A 15,214-nucleotide genomic window follows, 5' to 3' on the forward strand; every position below is an offset into this window, starting at 1 on the left:
CTTGCCACTATAGGCAAGGGGATTTTTGTTTTAGAAGAAGTTGCAGGATGAAACTAGCCGCAGCAAAGTATGAAACCGGGCCGAGGCTGGCTTTGCAAAGTCAGTAGCATGTTTGCAGGGGTAAAGTATAAACTCACAGGCTTTTTCGGAGGAAGGATGCTGTAGGCGCTTTGGTAAAATTAAGTACCTTCGCAGGTAGAAACAGATGCTGCCACAGGCAAGATAAAAATGAGCACCATAATTACGTTCCCGCAACCAACAGAGTATAGTCCCGCTTTTGCAAACTATATACAGGAAGCGCAGGCCGAAGACCTGCTGGAAGGCCTCACCGCTAGTTATACTTACATTGCCGGGTTAATGCAGGAGCTGAGCGAGGAGAAACTGCTGCACCGCTATGCAGCGGGGAAATGGAGTATAAAAGAGTTGTTGGTGCACATGATGGATGCCGAACGGATCTTTGCTTACCGCGCGCTGCGCTTTGCCCGCCAGGACAAAACAGAACTACCGGGCTTCGACGAAGGTATTTATGTAATACCTTCCAAAGCGGATGCCCGCGATATGATGGCCCTGCTTGCCGAGTATACGGCTGTTCGAACCGCCACCATCGCCCTTTTCAGGAGCTTTGATGCGGAAGCATTGCAACAGACCGGCGTGGCCAACGGCAACGTTTGCTCGGTGCGGGCACTGGGCTACGTGATCCTCGGCCACGAAATTCATCACCTCAAAGTAATCCGGGAGCGCTACCTGGCGTAAACCATCAGAAACGTATTCTTAACTAATTAACAGCCATTCCATGCAGAACCGGAGGTTTTATCGCATTGTACTTACTATTGTCTGTTTTGTGTTTGCCGGACTAAACGGGTATAAAATTATGATGGGCAACTATAGCAAGCTGGATATTTTCCTGACTGTTGTGTTCCTGGTGTTCGGGATCCTGTACCTGGTGATGTTACTGCGCAAGCAGGACCTGTAGGAGCGGGTATAAACGGGAAAAACCTGAAAGCTAATTTATCTTTTTGGGGATAGATCAGACTCTCAGGTTTTCAACTTTTAGCCAAAGGTATCTATCTATACGTAGGGCTGGGGCAGGAGTTGTAACAGATGCTGAAAATAAAAAATAAATTTTCCTGCCGTCTTCCGGTTGCTTTTTGCCTGGCCTGCAGGGCTTTGGCTACACCGGATCTACATCGGCTACAATGCGCAGCCCTTTGAAATCAGGCAGCAGCTTCACGTTAAAAATGGCCTGGGCGATCTGTCCTTTAGCAGCTTTCAGGTTGGTATGCTCGCGGGGCAGCTTGATATGGATCTCCTGCAGAAACAAATTCCGAATCTTGAAGATGTAGGGCACTTCCGGCCCGAGCACCTGCTGCTTACCCAGCCGGTCGGCCAGGTCCTTGGCCAGCACAATCGCCGCGTTCTCAGCGGTGTGTTCCTCCCCATGTTTCACCGTGATGCGGATCATGCGCACAAAAGGCGGGTAACTGAAGCGCAGCCGCTCTTCAATTTCATGCTCGTACAGGCTCTGGTAATCGTTGCTGTGCACTTTTCGGAAGATAGGCTGCAATGGGTCACGGGTCTGGATGATCACGGCGCCGGGCTTGCCTTTGCGCCCCGCCCGGCCGCTTACCTGCACAAACAGCTGGTACGCCCGCTCGTGCGCCCGGAAATCGGGGAAGTTGATGATCGTATCGGCATTCAGGATACCGACCAGACTCACGTTCTCAAAATCCAGTCCTTTCGTAACCATCTGCGTGCCCACCAGCACATTGGTGCGGCCGGTCTCGAAATCGGCGATGATCTGCTGGTAGCTGTTCTTCTTTTTGGTCGTGTCCAGGTCCATGCGCTGCACTTCGGCATTGGGCAGCAATAGTTTCAGCTCGTCCTCCACCTTTTCGGTACCAAAGCCCATACTTTTCAGTGTGGTAGCCCCGCAGGCCGGGCAGTCGTGGGGCATGTGCTCGTGGTAGCCGCAGTAGTGGCAGCGCAGCTCGTTGTTATACTTGTGGTACGACAGGCTCACGGCGCAGTACTTGCACTTGGGTATCCAGGAGCACTCCTCGCAGGAGATAAAGGGCGCGTAGCCCCGGCGGTTCTGGAACAAAATCACCTGCTCCTGGCGGTGCAGCCGTTCTTCAATAGCCGTTAAAAGCTTGGCCGAGAAGTGGCTGTGCATATTTTTGCGCTGCTGCTCCTCGCGTGTGTTCACCAGCTCGATGCTGGGCAACTGGGCTTTGCCGAAACGCTTGTTCATTTCTACCAGGCCCCAGCGACCACTCTTGCAGTTATAATAGCTCTCGATAGCGGGCGTGGCCGAACCCAGCAGCGTTTTGGCGCCCTGCAGGCTGGCCATGACCAGGGCCGTTTCGCGGGCATTGTAGCGTGGCGCCGGGTCATACTGCTTGTAACTGGCCTCGTGCTCCTCGTCGATAATGATGAGCGAGAGGTTGTGGAAGGGCAGGAAAACCGCCGAGCGCACGCCCACCACCACCTGGAAGCGCCCGGCCAGCACGCCCTGCCATACTTCGGCCCGCTCGTTATCCGAGAACTTGGAGTGGTACACGCCCAGCTTATCACCAAACACTTTCATCAGGCGCGTCACGATTTGGGCCGTAAGGGCAATTTCGGGCAGCAAGTATAATACCTGGCCGCCGCCTTCCAGGGCATGTTTGATCAGGTCGATGTATACTTCGGTTTTGCCACTGCCGGTGATGCCATGCAGCAGCACCGAATCTTTCTCTTTAAACAAACCCAGGATCTCGTCCTTAGCCTGCAGCTGGTGTTCCGACAAGGCCATGGGCATTTGCTGGGGCTCGTTGTCCATCGGGAAGCGCGACACGATCTGGTCGAACTGCTCCAGCACACCTTTTTTAATGAGCGTGTTAACCGACGAAGCCGACAGGTGCGGGTTGCCCGTGAGCGTACTTTTCTCCAGGCCTTTGTAGTTGAGGTGCACGTCCTGGTGCACGGGTACTTTCTGGAGGTAATTGAGCAGGATATCGAGTTGCTTGGGGAGCGGGGTCAGCTGGTTAAAAAGCTCTTCCAGCATGCCTTCTTCCTGCACAAAATGCTCTGAGAGGCGCACCTTCTTTACCACTTTGGGCGAGAACTTGTCGCTGACCTGCTCATAAATGATGATGGCCTCTTTCTGGATGAGCGACTTGATAAACTTATGTGAGCTTTTGAGCTGCAGCAGGTTGCCCACTTCGGTAAAAGTGAGGGCCTGGTTTTGCTGCAGGGCAAAAATGATTTTTTCTTCCTGCGGGGCAAGTATAAGCTCGTCTTCTTCGGGGTTATACTGCGGGTGCAGCTGTATGCGCGACTCGCTGCTCAGTTTCAGCGCAGAAGGAAGTGCCGCGTTGATCACCTCGCCCAAAGTGCACATATAATAGTCGGCAATCCATTTAAAGAGCTTGAGCTGCGGCGCCGTAATAATGGGCGTATCGTCGAGCACATCCAGTATATACTTGGCCTGGTACTCGGCTGGGGCATTTTCGTGGATCTCGGCCACAATGCAGCTTAGCACTTTCTTGGCTCCGAACTGCACAATTACGCGCGCCCCCACCAGCACCTCATCGTTCATCTCAAAGGGGATGCGATAAGTATAGAGCTTGGGTAGCGGCAGGGGCAGGATCACGTCGGCAAACAAGGTGACGCGGTCAACGGCCGGCTCCGGCGGAAAATTGAAATTCAGCAGTTCGGACAAGGGTGTTTCTACGTTAGCGTTTACAAAGGTCGTAAAAATTGCGGATTGTTGGCGGCTGATTACGCGAGAATCAAAAGGAAGGCAGCAGGCCCTTAAAACCGCATCCGGCCATACCTGTAATAGCCTTTACCGATGCCCAGCACAATATATTCCCGCTCCGAGACCTGGAAAGTAGCCGGAGGGCGCAGGTAAAAACTAGCCGCCGAGTCTGCTACGCTGTATTGAAGCGGCCGTAGCTGCTGGCTTCCGTCTGGCGCAACGGTTACATGCACCGGTACTGCTTCTTCCGGAAGGATGCTTTCTTCTTCGTTATTTTCAGCAGTATCGGCGTATCTGAAATTCAAATAAAGCAAATGCAGCGTGTCGCCGATGGCGGTAGCAAAATAGGAGCCCTGGAAAATGGCATTCCGGGGGCTGTGCTGCTCTTTGTTGATGGTGGTAATGTAGGTGGGTGTGCCTGCAGGCGAAAGGGAGGTCATAAGGATATCGTCATGATTCTGCGTGACATAGCCGCCGGCAGCCTGTGCAAACGTTACTTCCCCGATCAGCGTCGCCCCCTGTTTTCCGGCAGGTATTAAAGGGCCGAGCTGCAGGCTGCGCAGGCGCTGGCTGTGGTCGTCGTCTGGTTTGTGCCGCTTGTAGTCAAGTATAAAATCGGTATCAAACAAGCTGAAGGAAATCACCGGGTCCGGCATCTTGCCGTCAGGCAGCCGGTAGTAAAAGGTGCCTTTGGGTTCAGGGTTCTGGGTAACCACCGATGTGGCGGGCACAATGTAACCGGCTACCACCACGTCGCGCCCGGGAGTAAGCAGGAGCCGGGCCTGCAGCGGCCGGTATTGCTCATGGCCCAGGGCTTTGTTTGTTAGCCGGCCGTCATCGCTGAAGCGGTAAAGCTGAAAAGCGGCGGTAGCGGGGGCTGTTGCCCCGTCCCAGGTAAGTATAAAAGAAGACCCATCACGTTTTAACAATACTTCCTGTATTCTGCCTGTTGTCTTGAGGTCCTCCGTCCAGCGGGGTTTCAGGTCCTTTGAGAGCAGGGTGACGGAAGCGGGGCCGCTCGTCTCACCTGTCTGCACCAGTAGCAGGGTAGCCTTGTTTGGTTCCGTGGCAAAAAGCACCCGGCTGCCATACACGCTGCTGCCTAAAACCAGGATTTGCGGGTTATAGTTGCCTGTTTCGGAAATATGCTGTGCAAAGACCCGGGTGCGCCCGCCGCTGGAAAAGGTAGAGAGCACATAAAGTTTGTTATGCAGCAGCACCGCGCCCAAGAACCGGGAGGTTTGCCCCTGCGGCGTGCGCGGCAGCACCGCAATGGCCCAGAGCAGTTGCGCGTTCTGATCGTAGCGCTGCAGTGTAACCTGGTGATCCTGAACATAGGAGGCATAAAAGCCGGTACTGTTCGCCGCCACTACCTGCATTTGCTCCAGCTCCCGGGCTTCGTGGTTTACAGCAGGGCCCCAAGTAAAAACAGGCTGCTGTGCCCGGGTGGGTAAGCCCTGGAGCAAACAAACAAGCAGTAAGAAGTATCGCATGCGTACGGGTATAACTAACTATTCTCTCATACGAGTACTGCAGCAGTTGCGGTATGTGTAACTGTAGTATAAGGTGCAGCGGCAACTGCACCTTATACTACAGCTGGTTATTCTACCGTGGCCGTATCGACCCGGGTGGGGGTGTCGGTGCCATTTACAATTCCCTGCGAGGCCAGCGCAATGGCTTTTACCATGTTAGTCAGGTGGACCATGTCCAGCGTCTCAAATTCATCGTTCACGGTGTGGTAATAAGGATCCGTGTCTATCTGGTCCGAAGAAATTGTATGCGCCGGCACGCCTAAACGGGCCAGGGTGGCATTGTCGGAGCGGTAAAAGAGGTTCTGCTGCGGATAGGGGTCAGGATGAAGGCTGTACGCGGTGCCCTGCAGCCGTTTCTGCAGCAACTGGCCCATATCCGATTTCGCGTAACCCGTAATAAAGGCGCTGTTAGGTCCAAACTTAGAAGGCTTGCCGATCATCTCAATGTTAAACATGGCTACGATCTTATTTGGGTCCAGCTGCTCCGAAAAATAACGTGAGCCATAGCCGCCGATCTCTTCGGCTGTAAAGGCGACAAAGATCAGGGTGCGTTCCGGCTTGCGCTGCTTTTTATAGTATTCGGCCAGCATGATCATCGCGCTGGTGCCGGAGGCGTCATCGTCAGCCCCATTGGAAATGCTGTCGCCGTCCAGGGGCGCGCCAATACCAATGTGGTCGTAGTGGCCCGAGAACACCACCACTTCATCCTTGCGCTTGCCCTCCAGCATACCGGCCACGTTTTTGAGTTCCTGTTGCGTGACCTTGTTGGTTACCGACAGCTCAAAATCCGGTGCTGTGGGCTGATCGGTGAGCACAAAAGCAAGGCTGGGGCCTTTGCCCAGGCTTGTGGTGGTCGTGCCCTGCTCAGCGCGGTTCTTAAAGCCGTTAAAAGCTTTCTCATGTTTTGGGTTTACCAGCACCAGCGCATCCTGGCTGCCTTTCAGCAGCGGGCCCAGCACGGCCCGGAAGTTATCGTTCTCGCCAATGGTAACTACTTTGCGGCTGGCATCGGGCTGCCAACTGAGCTTTTCCTGCATGGTATAGGCAAAAAATCGATCAGCGGGTAGTTCCTGGCCGCTTAGCTTTGCTGCCTTGGTACCTGGCGCAAGGCGGTACACCGTAAAACTTTGCAGAAAATCGTTGTCGCCGGCCAGCGGAGCCAGGCCGATCCGCTTGAACTCGCCGGAGATAAAATCGGCGGCCTTGTCGATGCCCGGCGTAAAGGAGCCGCGCCCCTGCATGGCATCGGCACTCAGGGTCCTCACCAGGCGGGTGGTTTCCTTTTGCGAAATGGTTTTAAGCTTTTGTGCCGAGGCGGCCATACTCAGGCTAAGCGCGATCGCAGCCAGGGCCAGTCCTTTTTTTCTCATGGTGTAGCGGTAAGGTAGTTATAGGTATATAGTTGGTTTTGTGTTTAGCGCCGGGGCAGCCTGGCTAAGGCTCTTGCCGTGCCTGCCATTCCTGTCGGAGCAGGCTGTATACTTCCAGGTCGTGAAAAGCCCCGTTCAGGTACTCGCTCTGCCGCTGCACGCCCTCCAGCAAAAAGCCCAGCTTTTGCGGAATGTTGCTGCTTCGGGTGTTTCCAACGCCCACTTTGATCTGGATCCGGTTCATGTGCAGGTCCTCGAAAGCGCACTTTACCAGCGCCTGGCAGCTCTGGCGCATGATGCCTTTGCCTTGCAAGGCTTCGCTTAAATAGTAGCCGATCTCGAGCTTTCTGTTCAGGTAATCTATTTCTTTCAGGCTGATGAGCCCGGCTACTTCGCCGCGGTACAGGATCACAAACACTTTGTCGGAGGTATTTGCTTTGTCAGTCACATACTTCAGAAACGAGCGCGTGTCGGCCTCTTCCTGGCTTGCATCCACAAACGGCAGCCATTGGCGCAGGTAGTCCCGCTGGGTATCAATGAGGTGGAAAAGGGCGGCAGCATCGGCCAGGGTAACCGGCCGCAGGTATATTCCTTCGGTAACCGGCAGCAGGGCAGGAACTTCATTCTTTTTCATAGTATAGGCGGCATAGGCAGTGTTTAATCACCTCAAGATAGATGCTTTCGCTAAATCGGCCCAAAATCACTACAACAAAGTTATAGTTTCTATAGTTAAATGATTTTAATATGTTGAAAATCAGGAAGCAAAATAAATTTAAATACTGTGAGGGGAATTTATGATGAAAAGATTACAGATAGTTTTGGTGGGTACGCTGTTGCTGCTAGCGATGCATAGCGCAACTGCGCAGGAAATGAAAATCGGGGCCAAAGTAGGCGTTAACTTTTATAATATCAGCGATGATCCCAACATTACGGAAGATGATACCGGTATCGGCACGGAATTCGGCATTTACGGGCGCATCGGGAATCGCTTATTTGTGCAGCCGGGCGTAGAGTTTGTCACCCATAAAACATTTGCCGTTACTACCAACCAGCTGCGGCCGGGCGAGCGTGATGCGTTTGTGGCGCAGTACCTGCGCGTGCCGGTTTTATTGGGTTACCGCATGGAGGTGGATGGCGATTATGTAAGAAGCCTGCGGCTGATGGCCGGCCCGAGCTCCGCCTTTTTGCTGCACGTGAAAGACAATAACATAGACCTGAAACGCAACGATATTCATAATGCGCAGTTTGCCTTAAGCGGCGGCATTGGCTTGGATGTGTGGGTGTTGTCGCTGGACTTGCTCTACCACCACGGGCTGTCTACTGTGTTGAACGCCGGCAATGCAGAAGGTAAAAGTCGCTCCTTTTCTGTGAGCCTGGGGGTAACGATTTAATTCGATCTGCCGGCAAAAGTGAAGTATAACCATAAAGGCCCGGTCCGACGAACATCGTTTCGAAAGACCGGGCCTTTGCGTTTATACTTCTCCGTTTATACTTTGCTTGCTTGTACTTCGGCAGCAACCTACCAGGGAGGAGGTGCCAAGGGCTTAGTTGATCTGCTTCCGGAAGCCGCCGCGGCTATCTTTTTGGCCTTTGATTTGCGGACGCTTGTTGCCGCTGCTGCGCGGTGCTGCTGCACTACTTTTAGCTGCCAGACTTTTCAGTTCACTGATTTCTTCAGGAGTGAGCGCGCGGTACTCGCCGGGCTGTAGCCCACCTAAGGTAAGCGGGCCTATACTTGCGCGGATGAGGCGTAGCGTGGGGTAGCCGACCGCAGCGGTCATGCGCCGCACCTGCCGGTTCATACCCTGCGAGATGCTGATCTCTACCCACGTGGTGGGAATGTTTTTGCGGAAGCGGATGGGCGTGGCGCGTTCCCATACCTGCGGTTCCTGGTCCAGCAGGCGCACTTTTGCCGGAGCCGTTTTTACCTCCTTAATGCGCACGCCAAGCCGCAGCTTTGTCAGGGCGGCCTCTTCCGGGGTACCCTCTACCTGCACCCAATATGTTTTCTCGACCTTAAACTGCGGATCGGAGAGGCGGTGCTGCAGTGCTTTGTCGTCGGTGAGTAGCACCAGGCCTTCGCTGTCGTAGTCGAGGCGGCCGACCGGGTAAATGCCAGGCTCCTTTACAAAGTCCTTCAAGGTGGCGCGGCCGGCCTCGTCGGTAAATTGTGTGAGCACTTCGTAGGGTTTGTTTAGCAGGAAATATTTCAAAGTATAAAGGAAAGTTAAAAAGGCACAGGCCTATAAGTTATACTGCCTTGGGATGCTGTTGTTGCCAATCGGCAAATTCGGGCTTCAGCAGCGAATATACGACAGAATCCTCCAGCACATCCTCCACCATATAATGATTCCGCAGCAGACCTTCTTTTTTAAACCCGAAATGTTGTAGCAATTGCATCGAAGGCGTGTTCTTTGGCGACACCATGGCTTCCACACGGTAAAGGTTCATGTGTTCGTAGCCACAGGCCAGCACGGCTTCCAGCGCCTCGGCCATCAGCCCCCGGTTCTTGAAAGCTTCGCTGGTGATCACATACCCCACCTCGGCGCGCCTGTGGGTGGGCACCCAAGTATGATAATCGCAACGGCCAATGACCTGGTGGCTGGCCTTGTCCAGCAGGTGGAAGAGCTTGAAAGTAGAAAAAAAGGTGGTCGCGCCTTTAGTAAACCGTATTTCAGCCTCCTTATACTCCTGGTCGGTGTGCAGCCCCAGGTAGGCCATGATGGCGGGCTTGCGCTGGGTGGTAAAAAGCTCTTTGTAGAGTGCCGGCGTCAGCTCCCGCAAGTATAGCCGCTTTGTTTCGAGGAGCAGGGGCGGAGTGGAAGGAGAAAACATGGCTCTCAGTTGATAGGGTTTTATACGATCTATATGGAGATGAACGCAGTTACAGGTGTCTGGATAACTCAATAGCTGCCGTTATACTTGCGCACGAACCATTCGGCACTGATAAAACCCAGCAGCAGGAAGAAAAGCCACTTCATATCCACCAGGTCCGTCAGCTCTTCCTGGCTATAAATAATGGCTTTGTGGTTACTGGTTAAAATATCCTGCTGCAGTTGCGGCAGCTGCTGCGGAAAGTATAAGCGGCTGCCCGTGTTGCTGGCCAGCTGGTAGAGCAGGTTGTGGTCGGCCACCGCGTTCAGCGCTTCGAGTTGCAGTTCCTCTACAATGAACTCGCCTTTATCCTGCTGCAGCTGGCCGTTTACCGTAGCCGAGGCAGTATAAGTATAACGGCCGCCGGGCAAAGTGCCCACCGTCACGCCGGTCTGGTTTTCGCCGTTGGCAAAGGTAAAGCTGCGGGTGTTGTCTTTTTCGCCGGTCACTTTCAGGGTGATGTTCTGCCCATAGATGGGTTCCAGCGCCTGGTTATATACTTCGGCGTTGAACCGGATTTCATCCGAGCTGGTGTATTCGGTTTGCACCGGGTATACGTTCAGGCGCTTTTTATTGCGGGGCGCACTGAGCAACTGCACCAGGTTGGTAATAAGCTTGTTGTATACCTGGGCGTTCTGGTAGGTGGCATTCTCCTGCAGCCGCCATTGCCAGGTGCCAGAAGCGAGCAGCGTTGCGTTGCGTTTGTCGCCGGCGGTCTGGATGGTGAGCAACGGCTTGTTTGTTTTGACGCGCCCTACTTGCTGGTACAGGATCACCTCGGTGTTAGGCGCCAGGGTATAGGTGCCGAAGGGTACCTGTGCCGGCGGGTACCCGGCCAGGCGCTCGGCCGTGCCTTCGGGCATGGTATAGGCAGTAAAATTCGGGTTGACGGCAGCTACTACCTGGTCGGTTTGCCCGCTGCTGCTGATGCGGAGCCCGGCTCCCAGGGCATTATAATCCCTCAGATCGCTTTGCGGACCCAGAATATACAGGACGGGTAGATTTTTCTGGCGCACCAGGTTCAGCACGGCCTCGCCGCCGGCTACCCGCCCGGGCAGCTGGTGTAGCACCGCCACATCGTAATCCTCTTGTTTGAGCGGGGTAAGACCCGGTATGTACAGCTCGGTTTCGTAATTCTCGTTTGTTTCGATCGCGGCGCGCAGGGCTTTGATGTCGGGGTGCGGGGCCGCCGCCGCTACCAGTATCTTGATCTTGCCTTTCACCACATCGATGTAGGCATGTTTGGTGTTGTTGAGGGTGGTAAACTCGCCAGCCAGTGGCTGCACCTGCACCTCGTAATGCCGTTTGCCCAGGCCGCTGGCCAGCACCTGGAACGGCACCTGCTGGATGGCTTGCTTTGGCTGCAGCAGGATAGTTTTGCTGGCAATCGTGCGGCCGTTCTCCCTGAGCAGGACGGTGGCCTGCCTGCCGCCGAAACCTTCGTGCTGCAGCTCGACTTCCAGCGGAAACCGATTTCCGCTATAGTTTACCTTGTTATAGCGCAGCGAGGCTACCAGTACATCCTGCTTGGGAACCGTGTCGCCTACGGCCACCGGGTAAACAGGATAGTTATAGTGGGCATAGGTAGGCGAGAGGCCCTGGTTCACGATGCCATCCGAAAGCAGCACCACGCCTGCCAGGTTTTGTTCGGCATACGTGTTCTGCACGCCTTGCAGCAGCTCGCTCAGGTTGGTGGTTTCAGAAGTATAGGGTACGGCCGTTATACTTGCCGGCGGCTGCGTCGGGTTAAGCGTCTGCACCTCCGTAGTATACCCTTTGGCTTCCAGACGTTCGCGCATTTGCTGTAACTGCTGAGCCGTTTGCTGCAGTTGCACCGAATCAGAAAACAGCCTCACCGATTGTGAATTGTCCAGGGCAAATACAATGGTGGGCTTTACGGTGGTATTTTTGAAGTAACGTACCAGTGGCCCCAGCAACAGAAAACAAAGCAAGCTTACCACCACAAACCGCACCGCTGCCAGCAGGTAGTTGAGCGCCTTAGGCCAGGGCGTACGCTTGCTGTACAGCAGCCAGGCATACAGCGCACCGGCTGCCAGGCAGGCAAGTATCAGCCAGGGGGAGGAGGTGGTTATGAGGCGGAAGCTGTTCAAGCAATTACGAATTATGAATTAAAACCATTTAGCCGGAAGAAGTGGCCCTTACTATTAGCCGCATACCAGCGCAAGCGTCCGCTTGTGCTTTTGTAGCAGGCTTATACTTTATGCAAGCGTTTCACTAGGACAACCGTACCTTTGTATTTGCTTGCACAGCGTATACGCAGGTTTTTACGAGGCTTCACAGGCACAAGCGGATGCTTGCGCCATCTTGCCATCGGATAGCAAAAGCTAACGAGTAGCCGTGCCTTATACTTCTGCCAGCAGCAACTAAAGGTAAACGAAAAAGACCAATGCTACTAACGTAAACGCCGCGGCATTGGTCTTTTATATAGTGCTGATATAGTGCTGAGTTCTGATTTAACTCAGAACCCGTGACTCAGAACTCTTTTAAGTAAGCATACCGCCGTCTACCTGCAGCACCTGGCCGGAGATATAGGCCGAATCATCAGAGGCCAGAAACACGGCTGCTTTGGCCACATCTTCCGGAGAGCCGCCGCGGCGCAGCGGAATAGCCTTGCGCCATTCTTCCACCACTTTCTGGTCTAGCTCGCCGGTCATTTCGGTTTCGATAAAGCCCGGGGCAATGGCGTTGCTGCGGATGTTACGCGAGCCCAGCTCCAGCGCAACGGATTTTGTAAAGCCGATGATTCCTGCCTTAGAAGCCGCATAGTTGGCCTGGCCTGCGTTTCCTTTGATGCCTACCACCGAGGTGATGTTGATAAAGGAGCCGCTTTTGGCGCGCATCATGTGCTTGCTGGCGGCCTTGGTTACATTAAATACCGATTTGAGATTGGTGTTGATCACCGCGTCCCACTGCTCTTCGCCCATGCGCATCAGCAGCCCGTCGCGCGTAATGCCGGCATTGTTCACTACCACGTCCAACTTGCCGAATTCCTTCACCACATCTTCAACCAGCTGCTCTGCTTGGGCAAAGTCAGAAGCATCGGAGCGGTAGCCTTTTGCCTTGCCACCATTGGCTGATAGCTCCTGCTCCAGCTGCTGTCCTTTTTCAACACTTGAGAGGTAGGTGAACGCTACCTGAGCGCCCATCTCCACAAACTGCTGTGCAATGGCGCGGCCTATTCCTTTGGATGCCCCGGTTACCAGAGCTACTTTTCCTTCTAATGCTTTCATAGAGGCCAAAGTTAAAAAAGATTTCCTTAATGCGAACAAGTGCTAGAAAAGAGCAGACCCAAAGGCAGAAACCGGCTGGTTTAAAGGCGGTTATGCTTGCAGATGACGATCCGGATACAGGCTGCTAAACAATAAGAGTACTATATTCTTATTCGGAAATTAAGTTGTAACATATTTACAGTCTGAATATTGTATAGGGTTTGATTTTTATTTCTATCGGTTTCGGCATATTTTCGTGCCAGATTAGAACCAAAGGTATTCATTGCATTATGTTGAAACGCAGTACAGGACTTGCCCTCCTCATCGCTCTTTCGCTGTTTATTTTTATTACCGCTGCCAAAACGCTGCACTTCAACACCGACAAGGTGCTAGCCCGTCCCCAGCAGACTGCAGCCGTTGAGAAAGTGCTGCTTCCGCCTGCAAAACCGCTGCCGGCTCCCGTTCTCTACGGCATCCCCACCGACTCCATGGAAATAGTGGAAGGTACTGTGGAGCGGGGCGAAAGCTTGTCGGCAATCCTGTCGAGCTATAATATTTCGCCTGTTACCCTGCATGCTCTTGCCCGCAAGTCCCGGCAGGTTTTTAATGTGCGCCGCATAGCCTCGCACCGCAATTATACCATCCTGCACCTGCGCGATTCGGCGCAAACAGCCCAGTACTTTATTTATGAGCCCAACGAAGTAGAGTATGTGATCTATGACCTGCGGGGCGACCTGGCCGTAACCAAAGAAAAAAGAAAAGTAGAAGTGCTCGAGCGCACCCTGGCCGGGGAGATCACCAGCTCACTTTTTGAGTCCATGGTGGCCGCCGGCGGCTCGCCGCAACTGGTCAACCGCTTTGCCGATATCTACGCCTGGCGCCTGGATCTGAACCGTATCCAGCCTGGCGACAAGTTTAAACTGATCTATGATGAGAAAGTAGTGAATGGCAGCAGCATCGGGTTCGGGGAGCTGAAGGCCGCTTTTTTTGAGCACGAAGGCGACTCGATCTATGCCATCGCGTTTAAGGAAGGCAATAGCAATGGCTATTACGACCAGAACGGCAAAAGCCTGAAAAAAGCGTTTCTGCGGGAGCCGCTGGAGTATAGCCGGATCAGTTCGCGCTACTCCAAAAACCGTTTTCATCCGGTGCAGAAACGCTACAAAGCCCACCTGGGCACCGATTTTGCCGCCCGCAGCGGCACGCCAATCCGTACCGTAGGGGATGGCCTTGTGCTAGAAGCCCGCTACACCAGGGGCAACGGCTACTTTGTAAAGATCAAACACAACAAAACTTATACGACCCAGTACCTGCACATGTCCCGTTTTGCCAAAGGCATCCGGCGGGGCGTGCATGTAAAGCAAGGGCAAACGATCGGGTATGTGGGCTCTACGGGGCTGGCCACCGGGCCCCACCTTTGCTACCGCTTCTGGAAGAACGGCCGGCAGGTAGACGCCCTGAAAGTAAAGCTGCCATCGGGATTCCCCATCAGCAATAAACACAGAACCGCGTTTAGGGAAGTGAAAAAGGAGGTGCTCCGTAAAATGGGTAACCAACCCCAAGATGCCGGAGAGGAACCCCTGATCGCAACTAAAAAAGAAAAGGACCCGGCTGAGGCCTGAGGCTAAAAAGTAACATTTGGTTTAATTTGGAAGGGGCGCTGCTACAGCGCCCTTTTCTTTTCGAGAACCTGGTGCAGGACGCGGAGAGTAGCGGGGCGTGTTACTTGCAGTAGTTCTTCAGGGAGACAGCGGCATCTTTTATGCCCAGAGCTTTAGCTTTGGTCCAGTCGGCACAGGCTCCTTTTGTATCGCCGAGCCTGTAGCGGGCTGCTGCGCGGTTATAATAGGCCGCGCCATACGTGCTGTTCAGCGCAATGGCCTTGGTATAGTCGGCTACGGCGCCGCTGAAGTCTTTCAGGCCATAGTATGCCAGGCCGCGGTTGTTGTAGGCTTTGGCGTTTTCAGGAGCCAGGGCAATGCCTTTGTTATAATCCAGCAGGGCGCTGCGGTAGTCTTTGAGGTTATACCTGGAAAAGCCGCGGCTCAGGTAAGCCTCCGCATAGTCGGGGGCCAGCGCAATAGCTTTGGTAAAGTCGGCGATGGCGGCCCGGTACTGCAACAGGCGGTCCTGGGCTACGCCGCGGTTGGTGAGCGTGACCACATGCTTTGGATTGCGTTTCAGCACCGCATCATAGTCTTTGATGGCTTCGGCAAACTGGCCTGCTTTAAACTTGGTGTTTCCGCTGATAAAATAAGCTGTTGCTGATTTCTGGGCAAAGCCCGGCAGGGTGAGCAGCAAAAAGAGTAAAAGAGGTAAATATTTTTTCATGGGCAAAAGGTGATCTGTCAGTTGGAGCCGTAAAGTACAGCTGTACAAAACAGGCATAAAAGAGATTTTTGCATTAAATCCGCCAATCGCCTTATCATCCTACCCCGCTGTGGGTATAATGCCAAACGGGTAGGT

The 15,214-nt window shown here is 53.8% G+C and carries 13 protein-coding genes; 4 read left to right on the top strand and 9 right to left on the bottom strand.

The genetic code is table 11. The features are described from left to right. Positions 1-228 precede the first annotated feature (228 nt). Both LWL52_RS03160 and LWL52_RS03165 read left to right on the top strand, forming a co-directional pair. The gene (locus LWL52_RS03160) at positions 229-753 is read left to right on the top strand and encodes a DinB family protein (protein WP_242916857.1); all 525 of its coding nucleotides are present in this window, start codon (positions 229-231) and stop codon (positions 751-753) included. A 40-nt stretch (positions 754-793) separates the two neighbouring features. Then, positions 794-973 (top strand): hypothetical protein, encoded by a 180-nt coding sequence (locus tag LWL52_RS03165; protein WP_242916858.1) that lies wholly within the window; start codon positions 794-796, stop codon positions 971-973. A 198-nt stretch (positions 974-1,171) separates the two neighbouring features. Here the strand turns inward: LWL52_RS03165 and priA are convergent, their stop codons facing one another. The 4 genes from priA to LWL52_RS03185 all read right to left on the bottom strand — a co-directional run bounded on the left by priA (position 1,172) and on the right by LWL52_RS03185 (position 7,278). Then, positions 1,172-3,703, bottom strand: coding sequence for a replication restart helicase PriA (gene priA, locus LWL52_RS03170; RefSeq protein WP_242916859.1), 2,532 nt, complete (start codon positions 3,701-3,703; stop codon positions 1,172-1,174). Positions 3,704-3,795: 92 nt separating this feature from the next. After that, positions 3,796-5,235: a hypothetical protein gene (locus LWL52_RS03175; RefSeq protein ID WP_242916860.1), complete on the bottom strand. Its 1,440-nt coding sequence runs from the start codon at positions 5,233-5,235 to the stop codon at positions 3,796-3,798. Between the two features lie 107 nt (positions 5,236-5,342). Further along, positions 5,343-6,644: a M20/M25/M40 family metallo-hydrolase gene (locus LWL52_RS03180; protein ID WP_242916863.1), complete on the bottom strand. Its 1,302-nt coding sequence runs from the start codon at positions 6,642-6,644 to the stop codon at positions 5,343-5,345. Between the two features lie 64 nt (positions 6,645-6,708). Continuing rightward, on the bottom strand, positions 6,709-7,278 hold the full coding sequence (locus LWL52_RS03185; protein ID WP_242916865.1) for a GNAT family N-acetyltransferase: 570 nt from the start codon (positions 7,276-7,278) through the stop codon (positions 6,709-6,711). Positions 7,279-7,438: 160 nt separating this feature from the next. On the opposite strand from LWL52_RS03185, the gene LWL52_RS03190 reads away from it, so the two are divergent. After that, positions 7,439-8,035: an outer membrane beta-barrel protein gene (locus LWL52_RS03190; RefSeq protein ID WP_242916866.1), complete on the top strand. Its 597-nt coding sequence runs from the start codon at positions 7,439-7,441 to the stop codon at positions 8,033-8,035. Between the two features lie 153 nt (positions 8,036-8,188). Here the strand turns inward: LWL52_RS03190 and LWL52_RS03195 are convergent, their stop codons facing one another. From LWL52_RS03195 to fabG, 4 genes are all read right to left on the bottom strand, one after another. Next, entirely contained in the window at positions 8,189-8,857 is a 669-nt protein-coding gene (locus LWL52_RS03195) for a pseudouridine synthase (RefSeq protein WP_242916867.1), read from the bottom strand. 37 nt (positions 8,858-8,894) lie between these two features. Beyond that, a complete protein-coding gene (locus LWL52_RS03200) occupies positions 8,895-9,479 on the bottom strand; it encodes a GNAT family N-acetyltransferase (RefSeq protein ID WP_242916868.1) in 585 nt (194 codons plus the stop codon). Between the two features lie 68 nt (positions 9,480-9,547). Then, entirely contained in the window at positions 9,548-11,629 is a 2,082-nt protein-coding gene (locus LWL52_RS03205; protein WP_242916869.1) for a VWA domain-containing protein, read from the bottom strand. Between the two features lie 393 nt (positions 11,630-12,022). After that, positions 12,023-12,769, bottom strand: a complete 747-nt coding sequence (fabG, locus tag LWL52_RS03210; protein ID WP_242916870.1) for a 3-oxoacyl-[acyl-carrier-protein] reductase — start codon at positions 12,767-12,769, stop codon at positions 12,023-12,025. 269 nt (positions 12,770-13,038) lie between these two features. Here fabG and LWL52_RS03215 point away from each other — a divergent pair, with 269 nt between their 5' ends. Continuing rightward, complete coding sequence (locus LWL52_RS03215) at positions 13,039-14,370, top strand: peptidoglycan DD-metalloendopeptidase family protein (RefSeq protein WP_242916871.1); 1,332 nt, start codon at positions 13,039-13,041, stop codon at positions 14,368-14,370. A 100-nt stretch (positions 14,371-14,470) separates the two neighbouring features. Here the strand turns inward: LWL52_RS03215 and LWL52_RS03220 are convergent, their stop codons facing one another. After that, positions 14,471-15,079: a tetratricopeptide repeat protein gene (locus LWL52_RS03220; RefSeq protein WP_242916872.1), complete on the bottom strand. Its 609-nt coding sequence runs from the start codon at positions 15,077-15,079 to the stop codon at positions 14,471-14,473. Positions 15,080-15,214 lie beyond the last annotated feature (135 nt).

The organism is Pontibacter liquoris, assembly GCF_022758235.1.
In the GTDB taxonomy this organism is placed as follows: domain Bacteria; phylum Bacteroidota; class Bacteroidia; order Cytophagales; family Hymenobacteraceae; genus Pontibacter; species Pontibacter liquoris.